This is a genomic window from Dellaglioa sp. CoH-56-MRSF-11, from assembly GCF_056782135.1.
Map to the genome: position 1 here is coordinate 32,404 of NZ_JBXAYE010000001.1, position 16,068 is coordinate 48,471.

The following is a 16,068-nucleotide window of genomic DNA, read 5'->3' on the forward strand; positions in this document are numbered from 1 at the left end:
TAAATTTTATTTTTTTAAGTCTTCACGAACGATAGGCATACTCATACAACGTGGACCACCACGACCTCGTGATAATTCGGCTGAAATAACTTCAATAACTTTAATTCCATAACTTCTTAGGACTTCATTTGAAACGTAGTTACGATTATAAGTTACAACTGTATTAGGAGCGATTGCCAATGTATTTGAACCATCATTCCATTGTTCACGAGGTGCAACTACTGCATCGCCGTTACCAACTGGAATTAAGATAAGTTCTGGTACTTTTAAGACTTCACGTAAGACATTTTGTAAGTCTGTACGATGTGAAATGTTAATGTGGTTATCTTTACCTGGTTCTAAGATAAATGTATCAACGTTTCCGCCATTATCTTGGATTCCTGGATGAATTGTAAATTTATCGTAATCAATCATTGTGAACACTGTATCCAAATGCATCATTGCACGGTTATTAGGGATTTTAATTGCTAGAATCTTATCAAAGCCACTGTGTTTTGCAAATAATACTTGTGCTAATTCTTCGATTGAACGAGCTGAAGTACGTTGCGAAATACCAATTGCAAGAACGTGGTCGTTTAAAATTAATTCGTCTCCACCTTCCATACGGTCGAGATGGTTACGACTACGCCATACGTTTACGCCTTTATTAGCAAAACGTGGATGGTATTCCATAATGTATTCCATAAATAATGATTCGCGACGACGTGCAGCGAATGTCATACGGTTAATTGTTAAACCATCACCCATTGATGCTGCTGGGTCACGTGTAAAGTAAAGGTTAGGCATTGGATCCATAAAGAATGGATAGTCTTCAGAAGAACTTAAATCAACTAAAGCATTTGACTTGTAATCGATTTCATTTGTTCTAACGCCAGCCATAATTTTATCAACCATATCTTGTGTTTCCATTGAAAGTAAATATTCTTTCAATGCAGCATGGAGTGTGCTAGAAACTAAACCTGATTCATCTAACATTTTTTCCAAGAATTCTTCTTTTACATTTCCTGCATCTAAAGCTTCTGCAGCCAATGTTTCAAGATAAATTGTTTCAACGCCATTGTCTTGCAATGTTTTTGCGAAAAAATCATGTTCTCTTTGAATTTCAGGTAAGTATGGAATATCGTCAAATAAAAGACGACCCATGATATCTGGTGTTAAGTTTTCAACTTCTTTACCGGGTCTCTTTAACAAAACTGTTTTAAGAGTTCCGATTTCTGATGTTACGTGTACTGGACTTGTCATAATGATTACCTCCCATATATTTATTACATGCATAGCATAACAGGAATAATTAGCCTATATTAGTAAACGCTTACACCTATAATGTGAACTATTTCTCATTATGAGGATTCTTACGGTTCAATATCGTATATTACATTTATAAAACGCTTCCACTACCGTGTTTTTAAAATTATTAAATGAGAAACATTAAAAGTACATTATTTTTATGATAATTCTTACTTTAATAAATTAAGACTTGTAATACTAAGAGTGCACCACCAAATAATAGAACAAAGACAACGACGGGCCAAACGAATTTTACCCAGTGCGAATATCTGATATTTAACATTTGAAGTGTTGCCATAACTAACCCTGTTGGTGCTAAGAAAAGCATTGCATACTGTCCAAATTGATAAGCAGAAACGACAATAAATCTTGGAATATCTGCAGAATCAGCTAATGGCGCAAATATTGGCATTGCTAAAACGGCTAATCCGGATGAAGAAGGTACGATAAATCCAAGGAAGAAGAAAATAACCATCATGATAATTATGAAAATTGGTCCACTTACGCCAACAACTAAAGATGACGCATATTGAAGAATGGTATCTGAAATCAATCCTTGATTTAACACGATATTTATCCCTCTGGCAAGTCCAATAATAAATGACACCCCAACTAAACTAGATGCACCACTGACAAAAGCATCAATGACACCCTTTTCACCTAGACCATCTCGACCTGTACCTGTTAAGAACATAATGGCGATAGCAAATACCAAGAATGAAGATGCCATCGTTGGGAACCACCAACCTTTTGCCATAACGCCCCAAACCATGATTGGGAATGTCACAACAAATAATAATAGAATAATTTTCTTACGAATAGTGAAAACTGATTTATTACCACCTTCACCTGAAGATACTGACCATAATCGATTAAAGTCTTTACTATCTTCATAAGTAATTGAAGCTGTTGGATCATCCTTAACCTTTTTACTATAACGTCCTAAATAAATAATTAAGAAAATAGACCCGACAATCAAACCAACAATCCGCCAAATCATACCTTGCGTAAAATCAATTCCGGCTGCATTTGACGCAATAACAACTGAGAACGGATTAATCGTAGAGAATGTGGTCCCAATAGAACTGGATAAGAAAATTGCCCCCACGCAGACTATCGAATCATAGCCCATCGCGATAAATACTGGTACCAATATTGGATAGAAGGCCACTGCCTCTTCTTCAATCCCGCAAAGAGTTCCGCCTAAAACCATTAAAATTGAAACAAAGAAAATTGATAAAAATTCATGACCTTTGGTTTTCTTAGTTAGCGCAATTAAACCTGATTCAAACGCGCCGCTGACTTTAACAACACCAATTAAACCACCCAGGACTAAAATAAAGACCATAATATCTACGGCTTCAATTGTCCCGTTAACCATACTATTTGTGATATCAGCTGGTCCTGCCGGATTTTGCTTCAATCGCTGATATGTATTAGGTATTGATACTGCTGCCGTAATACCACCTGATGTAAATTGTTTAATATCAATTTTGACATGAAGTTTATCCAATTGATTTTGTGTCGCAGGAACTTTTTTTACATTCCCATGCGCATCGGTAATTTTTAATTCCGTACTTGCCTGATCATAAGATAATTTAGAGTAAGAGCCCGCTGGAATAATCCATGTTGCCATAACTGCAACAATCGTTAATATAAATAAAATAACAAAAGCGCCGGGCATTTTTAACTTAAATTTCTTTTTAGGTACCTTTTCCATTGTTGTCGTTGAATCCATTATAATTTCCTCCTTTAATTGTTTTATACCAAATAGATAGCGGCGTTATCCTTTTACTGTATTTTTATCATGACACCCTCCTCTGCCGGTCGTTTCGCTTGGAGTATATCAACAGTCTACAGTTTCTGGTGTGAAATCGGTTACATTAAAAGTGTGAACCAGCTCACACTTTTTGATTTATCATCTAATTTTACTTTCCACAAAAAGAGAGATAAAAAGTAACTTGTAAATCTACTTTTTATCTCTCTTTGATGCACTAAACTTATTCATGTAATGCTTGTGACAAGCGTTTTAATCCTTCTACTAAAACGGATTCTTTAGCACAGTAACCTAATCTTGCATGTCCTGGCACACCAAATCGGCTTCCAGGTACTAATAAAACCCCATAATCTTTTAATAATTTTTGACAAAATTGTTCATCATCTTCAATTGTTTCAAATTTTATAAATGAAGTCGAGACAGATTTTGGCACTACTAAGCTAACTGCTGGCTCATTTTCCACCCAATCACTTAAAATTTTTAAATTTCGTTTCACAATTTGTCGATTTCTATCCAATACTAATTCTTTATTTTTTAAAATATGAACAGCCATTTGGTCATTAAATACACCTGCACAAATCATCGTATAATCACGGTATTTTCTAAAAATATCTGTAACAGCTGGACTAGCAACCGTCCAACCGATTCTAATACCGGGAGTTGAATAGGTTTTTGATAAACTATTCGTCGCAATACCTTTGTCATATAAATCAACAATTGAACTTACGTCCGTTGTATCATCTAAAGGTAAATAGACCTCATCAACTAATACATATGCGCCGACTTCTTTTGCAATTTTAACGATTTCAGTCATTAGTTTAGTTTCAATTACTGTTCCCGTTGGGTTATTCGCATTATTTAAACAAATCATTTTAGTATCTGGTCGAATAATTGCTCGTAATTCATCCAAATCAGGCATCCATTGATTTTTTTCAGAAATATTCCAAAAATCGACTTCAGCTCCTAATGATTTAGGAATATCATAGAGTTGCTGATAACTAGGATACATAGAAATCACATGATCACCAGGTTCAATCAACGCGTATAGTGCCAGTTGATTTGCTCCTGTTGCACCATTAGTTTGTAAAACTTGTTCCGGCGAAACCGCTTTATAAAGTTTGCTAACCTCTGCTTTAAAAGCTGGGGACCCCTCAATCCAACCATAATTCATCTTTTGTGCATCTAAATCACGATAAAAATCCTGACCATTTTCTTGACCAATATTTAATAATTCGTTCATTGTCATCGATGAAACCGTTCTTTGTGCAATATCATACGTAGCTTTAGATTCATAGACATTTAACCACTCTTCAACGCCAAATCCTGCAATTTCCATAAGTTATCATTCTCCAATCTATATTATTTGTCTTAACGTCCTAAATAATAACAGAAATTAAAAATTAAGCCAGTGTCTGTTTAAATATATTAAAATGACAAATCTGAACTTTTAATTTTATAACATAAAAAATCTGTTGCCAGTAATAGGTTTTCCTATCATCAACAACAGATATTACAGTTTTTAATAAATTATCTAATCTACTAAGGTAAATCCAAATGTGCTACCCAGCGCTTGGATTTTTTTTAACATTAACTTAGGGATACTAGGATCACTCATCGATAACGTTAATTGCCATTTTTCTTGATTTAGCAAATTAGGATTTGCAACTAATGCTGACCCAACAGCAACTAAATCTAATCCCGATTTTAATGCTGTCGTTGCTCTATCAAAAGTATTTAATGAGCCGGCTGCCACGATTGGTACCCGTTGATTAACTAGTTGAGAAACTCTTTGAATATAGGGTTCACCACCCTTTGGACCATCAGTTAACGCATCACCCAACGAAAGGTGCAAATAACTCACCTGTTTAGCAACTAAATTCGTTATCAAAGCTTCTGTATCTTCTAATTTAAGACCATCTGTTTCACGTTCTTCAAGTGTAATTCGGTAACCGATAATAAATTCTTTAGTCGTATTTTCATCAGCCACTCGTTGAACTTCATCAACTACTGCCATAGCAAATCGTAATCTATTTTCTAATGATCCGCCCCACTGATCAGTCCGATGATTATAGTGTGGTGAAAGAAAATTTTGAATTAGAAATCCATGGGCACCGTGAATTTCAATACCATCAAAACCTGCTTGAATTGCACGTTTAGTTGCTGTTCCGAAAGCCTTTATAACTTGTATTAGCTCTTCTTCTGCCAATTCTCGAGGTGTCTGTGCTGGAGCAAATGGTGTTTTTGGTGCTGGTACTGGACTCGCACTAACAACGTCATGATTTGTAATTAATTCTGGTAATGCCTTATTTCCAGCATGATTTAATTGTAAGATGGCCTTTGCCCCACCGGCCTTAATAGCTGTGGCTAACTTCGTCAAACCTGGTATAAATCGATCTTCATAAACACCAATTTCATGATCAAATCCAACACCATTTTCTTGTACATGGCTCGAACCTGTGATAACCATTCCGACCTGTTTTGCACGTTGTTCGTAATAACTAATTTCTGCTTCAGAAACTGTTTGATCATCGTTACTTGCCCATGTTGTCATAGGTGCCATCACAAGTTTATTTTGTAGGGTTATTTGTTCATTTAAATTGAATTTTTTTCGTAAGTTAATTTGCTTAATCATTATAAAATGTTCCTCCTATATCTAATATAGGTTTATAATAAACCTTCAAGTCGACTTGAAGGCAAGCTTTTTATTTATCGGTCATTTTTAACATCTGTTTTACATGATTTTCGTACGTTTCAATTTTATTATCTAAAAAATTATAAGTATCTTGCATCGCCGCGATTTGTTCACCTAATAATCGTTGCTGTTTAATCAAAATCTGTTTACGTTGCTCTTCAGTGGCCTCACCTTGTTGCGTTAGGTCAGCATATTCTTTTAAAATGTTGATTGAAATCCCCGTTTGACGCATATGTTTTGCAAAATTAACCCATTCTAAATCGATTTCATCATAGTCCCGATACCCGCTTGTATTCCGTGATACAGTGGGAATAAGTCCTACTTCCTCATAATATCGTAACGTCGCAGTCGGTAAATCAAACTTCTCACTTACTTTTTTAATATTCAAAATCAAACACTCCTATTCTCATCTTTTTTAATCTCATTAGACAATTAAGATAAAGGATCAGATTAAATTTTATAATGTTTCACATGAAACATTTACATCATTTTTTCAGCTAAGCAGTTACATTCAACCATTTCTGGTGCATTTTTACTTTTTTCATCAATCACACTTTGTAGTTTCACAATATCTGATTGGCTTAACTCAACTTCACTTAATAAATCGGCAATTGTTGAGCCAATTTTCATTTGGCACATATGTTCAAATAATAACTGACTAACATGATCCATCGTCGTTTGTTCTTCTATTAGGGGTTTGTATATGAATGCTCGGCCCTCTTTATCAGCAGATAATGCACCCTTTTTTACTAATCGACCCAATAATGTTTTTATTGTTGGCATTTGCCAATTCTTTTTTTCTTTTAAATTCTTAAATATTTCATTACTAGTACTCTGACCTAATGTCCAGATAACACGCATAACTTCCCACTCAGCGTCGCTAATTTCAATTATTTTTTTATTATTCATTAGTATTGCCCTTCTTTCATTGGTCTTATGATTACAATTGTAAACTAATGTATTTAACCCGTCAATAAGCTATCTTTCAAATTAGTATAATCGGTTAAATACTCATTATTAACTAATACTATCTCATTTTTTAATATTGATTAAACTCATTTGTTTTTGCATATTATTCGTTTCCTTTTTTTAACTTAGCTTTTAAACAAAACAATTGATATACTAGTGTTTATGACTTTAGACTAATTATTTAAGGGGATTTTTTATGACTACTTTTTTTAATCGCTACAAAACATCTTTATTATTACTCTCGGGTCTAATCATAGGTGGGATTGTCGGCTTAATCTTTAAAGAACAAGCTGCTGTCCTTAAACCTTTAGGAGATCTTTTTCTAAATCTAATGTACATGATTTTAGTTCCACTTGTTTTTTTCAGTATTTCATCTGCCATCGCAGAAATGTCTGAAATGAAACGACTTGGTAAAATCATGATTACAACATTAATTGTCTTCCTAACAACGGCTTTCATTGCTGGTGTTATTGGGTATATCGGTGTTCGTCTCTTTAACCCTATTCACGGCGTCAACGTTGATACGATTAAAGGTTTGATGGGTACTGTTAAAGATACATCAACAAAATCATCTGGTTTAGAAACATTAGTTAATACATTCACCGTTAATGACTTTTATCATTTATTATCAAAAGATAATATGTTACAACTAATTATCTTTTCGATTTTAATGGGTACAGCTGCTTCAGCAACCGGTAAAGAATCTAGTGTATTTACAAAATTTTTATCAGCTGGAAACGTAGTAGTTATGCGGATGGTTAAATATGTGATGATCTACGCGCCAATTGGTTTAGGTTGTTTCTTTGCCAATATTATCGGTAATTTAGGACCTCAGATTGCTGCCGGATATTTGCGCAGTTTCATTCTTTACTTAGGTATTACAGCTTTCTACTTCTTTGTGATGATGAGTTTCTATGCATTTATCGCAGGTGGCAAAGCCGGTTTTATGATTTTTTGGAAAAATGTCTCAGCTCCTGCTGTTACAGCAATTGCAACAAGTTCTTCAGCTGCATGTATCCCTGTTAACCTAGAGTATTCTAAAAAAATGGGCGTGAGCGAAGATATCGCAAATACGATCATCCCATTAGGTGCAAATACGCACAAGGATGGCTCTGTTATTGGTGGCATCTTAAAAACAACATTTTTATTTGCCGTTTTTGGTAAAGATATCACGAGTTTAAATAATATGATTATGATTATCTGTGTTTCATTCTTGGTTGGTGTCGTGATGGGCGCTATTCCAGGTGGTGGTATGGTTGCCGAAACCTTAATTTGTTCAATCTTCGGTTTCCCAATGGCTGCTCTTCCATTAATTCTAATTATTACAACCATCATTGATATTCCCGCAACTTTATTAAATTCAACAGGAAATACTGCTACTGCAATGCTTGTTACGCGTTTCGTTGAAGGTAAAAATTGGTTAAAAGATTTTATGGCACAATAATAATAACAATCCCCCTATATTAGATACTGAAATATCAGTCTAGTATAGGGGTTTTTTGTAATTAAAAACTGCCCTTTCCAAAATTGGACGGACAGTTTACTATTAATCATCTTCTCTACTTAATTGGTCTCTACCATACTTTATATTTTTTCTTCGCGTATTTTGTGAATCCTCAAATGCTTGACGATATTGACGAAACCATCTAAGTATCGTTCCTTCACTAACGTCGAGTGCCTCTTCAGCATCCTCTGTAAAATTCTCCCACGCATCAGGATCTTGTTGTTTTATTTCTTTTCTAAGTGTCGTAATAATTGGTTTTAATTTTTCTCTATCTTCAGGTGTCATCTCTAAGAATGCCTCAGTACCTTTAGGTTCCATTTGACTAATATTAGTAAATTCACTGTTATCTGCACTATTAGTAATAAATGAACGAATTGGTATGATAATAAAAAAGACTAACGTTATTTTAGGGAAAAACCAGCCTATAAGAATTAAAGCTAATATTAATAATCCGGTTTCTGTGTTATGTCTGCCATAAATGGTTACATATACTTTTTTCATATCAGATTTTTCTGTATATTTTTGATGAATAATTTCTTTTACAATTTCCCTGAATAGATAAATAATTAACAAATATAAAACACCATACATTGTAACCGTTTCTCTGACAGTATCACTTGTCATTAGTCGTGTGAAGGTTGGCATTAACGATAAAAGCATCATTAAGATTAAATCCATCACAATTATTTTATTTGGTACTTCATTTACTTCCGAAAATGCGACCGCATGTTGATACCAGATATTAGCAACAAAACAGAAACTAACAATAAAGATTCCAATGGCTTGAAACAAACCAACAAAGTTAATCTCCCCATTTTTTATCTCAATTGGCATCTCTAATACCATAATGGTTATAATAATGGCTATAATCGCATCACTTAACGTATCCAACCGCTCTTTAATTTTCATATGTACCTCCTTTAAAATACTGCTATATTTAACCTATTTTTTTCTTTTTTTTAGTCGTTCTTCTCGTAAGGCTAATAATTTTGCAGTCGTTGATAAGGACATCGATATTAAAATAAAAAATAAACTAGTTTTGATAACTACTGTTGGTAATGCCCCTCCAACTGATTTAATAACAAGCGTTGATATTGTTAAAAAAACTGTGAAAAAATTTAAAATAAGTAAACTAATATCATATTTTCCCTTAATTTTTAATAAAATATGAGAAAAATAGAAAAAAGCAATACTAATTATCATAAATAAACTATAAATTATAAAAAAGATAATAATAAATACGACTGGTTCTGCTTTTGCAATCTCCATAAAGGAACGATCCGTTGCTATTTCTGACACTGATAAAACTTGTGAAAATAAAAAATAGGTAGCAATCACAAAAATAGCATACGTAATAATCTTTTTAACATTTTTCATCATTTTAGCATCTTTCATTATTCACCATTCCTCTAATCCAAGATTTATAATTATTCTTATATTATATTATTTATGGCTAACAGATCATCAATTTCGTAGGTCGCTTTTATTGATGTCTTATTTTTAATGTTTTTCGGATTGTACCAGACAGTATCAACGTGAACATTGTTCCCACCTTGAATATCTGATGTTAAAGAATCACCAATAATAAGTGCCTTATCGGGATTAAATCCAGCAATATGGTCAAAAGCATAGTTAAAAAAGCCAACCGTTGGTTTTTGATAACCCGTCATTTCCGAAACAAATATTTGCGGAAAGTACTTATCTAACTTTGATTCTGCTAATCGTTTATACTGCATGTTTGCAACGCCATTGGTAATAATCGACAATTGATAGTTAGCTGTATCTATTGATGCCAATAATTCATCTGCGCCCATCATTTTTTCATGTCCGGCAGACAGATTATCTTGATACTGTTTAGCCAACTCTTTACCATCAACTACTCTATTAAACTGTTTTTTGAAAAATATCGCAAACCGATTTTCTAATAATTGATCCCGCTTTAAATTACCACGCTCATATTGGCGCCATAACTGCTGATTAAATTTCAAATAATTTTGTTTTATTTTATCATCTAATGTTATTTTTTGCGTTAAAAAAAGCTTTTCTAGTGCAGCTTTTTCAGTTAACCCAAAATCAAGTAACGTATCATCAATATCAAATAGTAAAAATTCGTAATTTTTCAATTCAATTCTCAACTTTCATTCATGTAATTTAGTTACTGGACATTATCATTTTAACATAAGATTTAAAGTAACAAAAAAGCTTTGAATAAGGAATTATATCCCTATCCAAAGCTTCTTATTTTTATAATTTAAATTTTAGTACCAACCGTTTGATAACCAGAATGATTTTGCAGCACTCCATGAACCATAACGACTTGTTACGTAATTGTTAGCTACTTTTTCTTGGTTTGCAGCTGAGTAATCACCATTTAAATATGATGAACTTAATTGGTATTTACCAATATATTGGCCATTTCTTGCTGAGTATGAACCACCAGATTCTTTGTTAGCAATCCATGCTTTAGCACTTGATGAATCAGTAGTGCTTGCAGTTGCTGTTGACACTGTACTCTTTGGTGCAACTGTTGTTGCTGCTTTAGCAGGAGTTGCAGCTGGTGTTGCTGCCTTAGTAGTTGTTGTATTTGTTGTTGATGCTGTATTTGCTGTTTTAGCAGCTGTATCAGTATTGATTGTTAATTGTTCACCAACATAAATTAAATTAGCGTTACTAATTTTATTTTCTTTAACAATTGCGTTAACACTGACATCATTAGATGTTTTGTTAGCGTAAGTTGCTGAGATGTTATTTAGTGTATCACCTGATTTTACAGTATATACATCAGCATCTGCTGCTTTAACTGCAAGTCCAAGACCTGCTGCTACTGTTGCTACCATTGCTACTGAAAATTTTGTCATCTTTTTATTTAATTTCATTATATTTAGTTCTCCTTTTAAGTTAAACGTTTTTATTTATTTTTTTCTTATTTATCTTACGAGGTTCATACTATCAGTTAGTTTTTACATAAGCATTTCAGTCAAATATCATTATCTTGAAATAATGTAATAAATATCATATTCCGTAATAAATGTAAAATAAATCAAATACACCATTACCTTCTTATTCCCTTAGTGACAGTTAATCTATTAATAATTCGTCTGTAATTTATGTGTCAAAATATAGAGATAAATACGTTGAAAATCAAGTAAAAAGTTTATTTTTTTAATTGATTTATTAAAAAAAGGTATTATCAGCAATGAATATTGCTAATAATACCTTTAAAATTTCACTTGATCGTGCTGTGTCCAAGTATCTAATCGAGCACTTTTGATCACTATTTCATAAATAATCTCATTTTCTATATCTTCTTCCAGTAATCCATCCATAAATCCTGGCACCTGTGCCCGATACAACTCTGCTAGATCTTCTAATTTATATTTTGACCTCTTAACACTTAACCTATTACTAGCAATAGTCATCCCTGTACTCGTTGGAATTGTATTAATAGCTGCTTTACCTAAATCCAATTCAGCAATTTTAGGCGTTTCCGGAGCTGAACCAAAATACCAAACATTTGATTTATCAGGTGAAACAATAAATCGCATCTGACGACTCGATGGCATCCCATCTGCAGTAGCAGTACTCAGGACCATTTGATTTGTTTCACCAATAAATCGTCTAAATTTATCTAACACATTATGTTCTTCCACTTCTGAAGGTGCCCCTTCATCAATAAATGCTAATACCTCATCAACTGTTTTTAACTTAGACTCATTTTGTAGGTAATACAATATTTGTGGGATATACGGTGAAATATCCCGATCTTTATAATAAAACTGTAACCATCTTTTTGAAGCAAGCAGTGGGCCCGCGTACGTTACTCTTAGTTTAGTTTTATACCAACTAATTAAATGTTTTAATGGCCAGTGTTTGAGCATTATTTGCCAAAAGTATGACGTAAATAGAAATAGAATTGCCGCTACCAGTACATTAACTTCTATAATACTGACAACTGACAACATTTTGAATGGCTCAAATGTCATATAAAGTCCTAATAGGATTCCGGTTGATAAAACCGTTAAAAACGTAACTAATCTTCGCTTAAATAATCTTAATTTATGTAACATCAAGCCCGAAATGTCACGTCTTTTCTTCATATTTCTTTCTCGTACAACCATCTCATCTAATAATCTTTTATCCTCTTTAGAAATCATCTTCATCCTCATCTCCAAAGTAATCAAATTGTTGCCTTAATTCAAATGTCCCAATATCGGCATAATCTTGTATGATAATTTTATTTTGACCCTCTCTATGATCTCGTGGCCCATATTTTAAATAGTACATTTCTTCAGCTAAGTCAGTGTGTTTCTTTAATAATTTTGAATCATAACTTTCTATATCATTTTTTAGACGATTATTCGAAAGAATTAAATTATAAATATGCAAAATTAAAAAGAACGCAATAAAAAACAAATAGTATTGTAGGAATGTATTTATAATCGTATCAAAAAGCTCAGTAAATAGTGTTTGATCAATTGGGATTGCCTTATCTTTAAATAAAATCAAGATAACCGTGATACTGATTGGTACTAAGCACGCAATCCAGCCAATTGTTATTAATACTAATTGTCTTAGTTTGAGACTTACATTTTTTTGACCAAAAAACCAATCAATCGTCAATGCGTCTTCATCTACTTCGTTCACAATATAGTCAGGCTTATTTTTTGTCATCATCGTCGCCTCCTAAATCTGTTGTAATACTATCCGAACGTTCAGGTGAATGCCATACGCCACCATCTTCACCCGTAATAATTTTACGCACTGTCGGAATTAACTCAGCTACCATTGTATACGTATTTACCATCCAGTAAATGAGGATATACCACGGCGCAAAAATAACGTATTTTAAAGATTTACCACTATCATTGAAAAATGACGCCATGATTAACTGAATCAAACCAATAATGACCTCTATTGAAATAAATATGCAGGCGAGCGCTAAGTTATTGCTCAACTGTAACCAATCACCATTTACAATACAGATAATTTGAATTGCTAAAAATGCAATCATACTTAACCAATAAAAGACTGACCAAATAACACTTAATCCATAATCAATAATAATAGGTACACTTGAAAATTGTTTAATCGGATGACGTAGAACGCGTAACGTCTTCGTTAGAAGTACATAAACGCCACCAGATGACCATCTATGTCTTTGTTTAATTAGTTCACCTAGCTTTTCAGGTACATCCATAAAGAAGCGAATATGCGGCGCAAAATAAGCCACCCAACCTAATGCCTGCATGTCCCAGGCAATTGCGATATCTTCTGTTGGCTGTTCAGCTTCCCAACCACCAACATCTAAAACGGCTGCTTTTCGATACATTGTATTTGCACCTGAGAAAGCAAATAAACCGCCATAAGATAATTGCGATCTCTTAATTAAGCCAATGATTGAATTTAATTCATTCTGTTGTGCTTCTGCTACAATTGTTGTTTTATTAATTGGTAACATATTCCCAGTGACAGCGCCTAAATTCTTGCCACCTTTTCTTTCAAAATATGACATATATTTCCATAAGGCATCAACTTCTGGTTTTGAATCCGCATCATTGGATAAAATAAATTCGCCTTTAGCAAATGCCAATGCAATATTGAATCCAGCTGCTTTTCCACGATTATTAATAATTGTGATCGTTCTTAAACGTGATTTGAACTCCTCTTGTAGCGTCTCCAAAATCTCACCGGTTTTATCTGTGGAACCATCATTAATTACAATAACTTCATATTTATCTAGAGGATAATTTAACTTAGTCTCTAGATGTCGAATTGTTGCTTCTATTGATTGTTCCTCATTATGAGCAGGTACAAAAATAGAAATGAATGGTTCTCCCTTCTCTAAATATTTAGGGAGCTCCTTCTTCTCCATAAATATTCTATAATAAAGGCTCGATACAATAAAGGCTAGGCCTCCAACGATTGGATACGATACAATCGTGTAAATGAGTACCTTCGTAATATCGTTTAGTACTGTTGCTGTCATATAATGACCCCCAAATAATTGTAGTTAAATAAATAGCTAAAATCCTTTACATACATTGACTTAACGCCCTTTTTAAACTATAACCTCTGTGATTTTAATAATCAAATAAAATATTCTAATACTGGATTACTTTGTCTGTCACTATTTTAAAAATTTAAAAGCTATGCTTTCTTTTTAAAAATGTTTCACATGAAACATTTTTAAGCGATTATTTTTAATTAATTTTCAATTTTATGCTAGTATCAGTATAATTATTAAATATTTATTATGGGGGATATTAATTATGAAACAATCACACTACGATACAATTATTATTGGTGCTGGACCTGGTGGTCTTTCTACTGCTTTTGATTTAAGTAAAAAGCAATCTGTTCTCATTATTGAAAATGATCTTTGGGGTGGTACTTGTCCTAATCGAGGTTGTGACCCAAAAAAAATGCTTTATTCTGCTGTTGAAACTAAACAACGCCAAGAAGCAATGCAAGGCTTCGGACTAACTGGCAGTTCTATCATTGATTGGCCTAAATTAATGGCTTTTAAATCAGCTTATACGGATAAAGTTCCAGCCAATACCCTAGCAGGTTTATCTGCAGCAAATATTAAAACTGTTCACGGATCTGCTAAGTTTATTTCAAAGTCAGAAATTAACGTTAATACTGAAACTTACACTGCCGATAATTTTGTAATTGCGACCGGTCAGTCACCTGTAGTCCCTGATATTCCAGGCAGTCATTTACTAAAAACAAGTACCGATTTTTTATCACTTGAAGAATTACCAGATAAAATAGCTTTTATTGGCGCTGGCTATGTTTCAATTGAGCTTGCTAATATAGCTGCTATTGCTGGCTCAGAAGTTCATATTATTCAACATAATAGTCAAATATTACGTGGATTTCCAATTGAATATACAACCCGTCTCATTGAGAATTTGAAAACTAATGGTGTCCATTTTCACTTTGACACTAATATTACAGAAATAACAGAAGGTCCTTTAGGCTTCCAGATGTTAGACGATAAGGGATTATCTTTAACTGTTGATTTGGCAATTTCAGCTATGGGCCGTCAACCTAACGTTAATACATTAAACCTACCTGCTACAGGTGCTGAATCAGATTCACATGGTATTATTGTGGATTCTCACTTAAAAACGAAAAATGATCGAATTTATGCCATTGGAGATATTGTTTCACGCAAACAACCTAAGTTAACACCTGTTTCAACATTTGAAGGTCATTACGTTGCAGACCAACTACTTAAAAAATCGAATAGTCCAATTGCTTACCCACCAATTCCAATGACTGTCTATGCCAGCCCACAACTATCTCAAGTTGGCATTACGATTGAACAAGCTAAAAATGAACCTGAACATTATGACATTAGAGTACAAGAGACAACTAACTGGTATTCCTTTAATCGAATTAAAGAATCTGAAGCATCTGTGACAACTATCTTTGATAAATCATCCAACTTACTTGTTGGTGCTGTCGCATACACCACAATTGCGGAAGAACTTATCAATTATCTAACACCATTAATTGCTAACAAAACATCAAAAACAGATGTTACTAAACTTATCTTAGCTTATCCGACTCCAGCAAGTGACCTAACCTATTATCTATAAAAAATACGATTAAAAAGGTATCTGCCTTTTTGTAAAAATCCCGCCATGATTATCAGATGAAATATATAATTTCATTCGACAATCATGGCGGGATTTTTTTGCCTAGAGTTAAGTACAGTGCATTTGATAAATTGACATTAATCAAGGAATTTACACTGGGAATCTATTAATAACTTTACAAGCAGATAAATCAATATACCCCATTAAATTTTATATAATTTCATCAGTCAAC

At 33.4% G+C, this 16,068-nt stretch carries 15 protein-coding genes; 2 read left to right on the top strand and 13 right to left on the bottom strand.

Annotation, left to right across the window (positions count from 1 at the left end; translation table 11 throughout):
* Nucleotides 1-6: 6 nt before the first annotated feature.
* The 6 genes from arcA to AC1RPT_RS00180 all read right to left on the bottom strand — a co-directional run bounded on the left by arcA (nucleotide 7) and on the right by AC1RPT_RS00180 (nucleotide 6,665).
* Nucleotides 7-1,242, bottom strand: a complete 1,236-nt coding sequence (gene arcA, locus AC1RPT_RS00155; protein WP_409021880.1) for an arginine deiminase — start codon at nucleotides 1,240-1,242, stop codon at nucleotides 7-9.
* A 220-nt stretch (nucleotides 1,243-1,462) separates the two neighbouring features.
* Nucleotides 1,463-3,025, bottom strand: a complete 1,563-nt coding sequence (locus AC1RPT_RS00160) for a YfcC family protein (protein ID WP_481761110.1) — start codon at nucleotides 3,023-3,025, stop codon at nucleotides 1,463-1,465.
* Between the two features lie 262 nt (nucleotides 3,026-3,287).
* Nucleotides 3,288-4,400: an aminotransferase gene (locus AC1RPT_RS00165; RefSeq protein WP_481761109.1), complete on the bottom strand. Its 1,113-nt coding sequence runs from the start codon at nucleotides 4,398-4,400 to the stop codon at nucleotides 3,288-3,290.
* Nucleotides 4,401-4,595: 195 nt separating this feature from the next.
* Nucleotides 4,596-5,696 carry an NADH-dependent flavin oxidoreductase gene (locus AC1RPT_RS00170; protein WP_481761108.1) on the bottom strand — a complete coding sequence of 367 codons (1,101 nt, stop codon included), beginning with the start codon at nucleotides 5,694-5,696 and terminating at the stop codon, nucleotides 4,596-4,598.
* 70 nt (nucleotides 5,697-5,766) lie between these two features.
* A complete protein-coding gene (locus AC1RPT_RS00175) occupies nucleotides 5,767-6,144 on the bottom strand; it encodes a MerR family transcriptional regulator (protein WP_481761107.1) in 378 nt (125 codons plus the stop codon).
* Between the two features lie 92 nt (nucleotides 6,145-6,236).
* Nucleotides 6,237-6,665, bottom strand: a complete 429-nt coding sequence (locus AC1RPT_RS00180) for a CopY/TcrY family copper transport repressor (RefSeq protein ID WP_481761106.1) — start codon at nucleotides 6,663-6,665, stop codon at nucleotides 6,237-6,239.
* A 256-nt stretch (nucleotides 6,666-6,921) separates the two neighbouring features.
* Between AC1RPT_RS00180 and AC1RPT_RS00185 the strand changes: the two genes are divergently transcribed.
* Complete coding sequence (locus AC1RPT_RS00185) at nucleotides 6,922-8,169, top strand: dicarboxylate/amino acid:cation symporter (RefSeq protein WP_481761105.1); 1,248 nt, start codon at nucleotides 6,922-6,924, stop codon at nucleotides 8,167-8,169.
* A 102-nt stretch (nucleotides 8,170-8,271) separates the two neighbouring features.
* Here AC1RPT_RS00185 and AC1RPT_RS00190 read toward each other — a convergent pair whose 3' ends face one another.
* The 7 genes from AC1RPT_RS00190 to AC1RPT_RS00220 all read right to left on the bottom strand — a co-directional run bounded on the left by AC1RPT_RS00190 (nucleotide 8,272) and on the right by AC1RPT_RS00220 (nucleotide 14,215).
* A complete protein-coding gene (locus AC1RPT_RS00190) occupies nucleotides 8,272-9,138 on the bottom strand; it encodes a TMEM175 family protein (RefSeq protein WP_481761104.1) in 867 nt (288 codons plus the stop codon).
* A gap of 33 nt (nucleotides 9,139-9,171) precedes the next feature.
* Nucleotides 9,172-9,624 (bottom strand): hypothetical protein, encoded by a 453-nt coding sequence (locus AC1RPT_RS00195; RefSeq protein ID WP_481761103.1) that lies wholly within the window; start codon nucleotides 9,622-9,624, stop codon nucleotides 9,172-9,174.
* 38 nt (nucleotides 9,625-9,662) lie between these two features.
* A complete protein-coding gene (locus AC1RPT_RS00200) occupies nucleotides 9,663-10,352 on the bottom strand; it encodes a YjjG family noncanonical pyrimidine nucleotidase (protein ID WP_481762165.1) in 690 nt (229 codons plus the stop codon).
* Between the two features lie 135 nt (nucleotides 10,353-10,487).
* Complete coding sequence (gene apf / locus AC1RPT_RS00205) at nucleotides 10,488-11,105, bottom strand: aggregation-promoting factor (protein WP_481761101.1); 618 nt, start codon at nucleotides 11,103-11,105, stop codon at nucleotides 10,488-10,490.
* A 342-nt stretch (nucleotides 11,106-11,447) separates the two neighbouring features.
* A complete protein-coding gene (locus AC1RPT_RS00210) occupies nucleotides 11,448-12,383 on the bottom strand; it encodes a pyridoxamine 5'-phosphate oxidase family protein (RefSeq protein WP_481761100.1) in 936 nt (311 codons plus the stop codon).
* Entirely contained in the window at nucleotides 12,373-12,900 is a 528-nt protein-coding gene (locus tag AC1RPT_RS00215) for a hypothetical protein (RefSeq protein ID WP_481761099.1), read from the bottom strand. Before AC1RPT_RS00215 ends, AC1RPT_RS00210 begins: the two co-directional genes overlap by 11 nt.
* The gene (locus tag AC1RPT_RS00220) at nucleotides 12,887-14,215 is read right to left on the bottom strand and encodes a glycosyltransferase family 2 protein (RefSeq protein ID WP_409021868.1); all 1,329 of its coding nucleotides are present in this window, start codon (nucleotides 14,213-14,215) and stop codon (nucleotides 12,887-12,889) included. Before AC1RPT_RS00220 ends, AC1RPT_RS00215 begins: the two co-directional genes overlap by 14 nt.
* Nucleotides 14,216-14,498: 283 nt before the next feature.
* Here AC1RPT_RS00220 and AC1RPT_RS00225 point away from each other — a divergent pair, with 283 nt between their 5' ends.
* Nucleotides 14,499-15,836, top strand: a complete 1,338-nt coding sequence (locus AC1RPT_RS00225; RefSeq protein ID WP_481761098.1) for a dihydrolipoyl dehydrogenase family protein — start codon at nucleotides 14,499-14,501, stop codon at nucleotides 15,834-15,836.
* Nucleotides 15,837-16,068 lie beyond the last annotated feature (232 nt).

What these genes read in the sequence shown, in the direction of transcription:
- arcA (WP_409021880.1), bottom strand. Translation starts at nt 1,242, where the DNA reads ATGACAAGTCCAGTACACGTAACATCAGAAATCGGAACTCTTAAAACA.
- AC1RPT_RS00160 (WP_481761110.1), bottom strand. Translation starts at nt 3,025, where the DNA reads ATGGATTCAACGACAACAATGGAAAAGGTACCTAAAAAGAAATTTAAG.
- AC1RPT_RS00165 (WP_481761109.1), bottom strand. Translation starts at nt 4,400, where the DNA reads ATGGAAATTGCAGGATTTGGCGTTGAAGAGTGGTTAAATGTCTATGAA.
- AC1RPT_RS00170 (WP_481761108.1), bottom strand. Translation starts at nt 5,696, where the DNA reads ATGATTAAGCAAATTAACTTACGAAAAAAATTCAATTTAAATGAACAA.
- AC1RPT_RS00180 (WP_481761106.1), bottom strand. Translation starts at nt 6,665, where the DNA reads ATGAATAATAAAAAAATAATTGAAATTAGCGACGCTGAGTGGGAAGTT.
- AC1RPT_RS00185 (WP_481761105.1), top strand. Translation starts at nt 6,922, where the DNA reads ATGACTACTTTTTTTAATCGCTACAAAACATCTTTATTATTACTCTCG.
- AC1RPT_RS00190 (WP_481761104.1), bottom strand. Translation starts at nt 9,138, where the DNA reads ATGAAAATTAAAGAGCGGTTGGATACGTTAAGTGATGCGATTATAGCC.
- AC1RPT_RS00195 (WP_481761103.1), bottom strand. Translation starts at nt 9,624, where the DNA reads ATGAAAGATGCTAAAATGATGAAAAATGTTAAAAAGATTATTACGTAT.
- apf (WP_481761101.1), bottom strand. Translation starts at nt 11,105, where the DNA reads ATGAAATTAAATAAAAAGATGACAAAATTTTCAGTAGCAATGGTAGCA.
- AC1RPT_RS00210 (WP_481761100.1), bottom strand. Translation starts at nt 12,383, where the DNA reads ATGATTTCTAAAGAGGATAAAAGATTATTAGATGAGATGGTTGTACGA.
- AC1RPT_RS00215 (WP_481761099.1), bottom strand. Translation starts at nt 12,900, where the DNA reads ATGACAAAAAATAAGCCTGACTATATTGTGAACGAAGTAGATGAAGAC.
- AC1RPT_RS00220 (WP_409021868.1), bottom strand. Translation starts at nt 14,215, where the DNA reads ATGACAGCAACAGTACTAAACGATATTACGAAGGTACTCATTTACACG.
- AC1RPT_RS00225 (WP_481761098.1), top strand. Translation starts at nt 14,499, where the DNA reads ATGAAACAATCACACTACGATACAATTATTATTGGTGCTGGACCTGGT.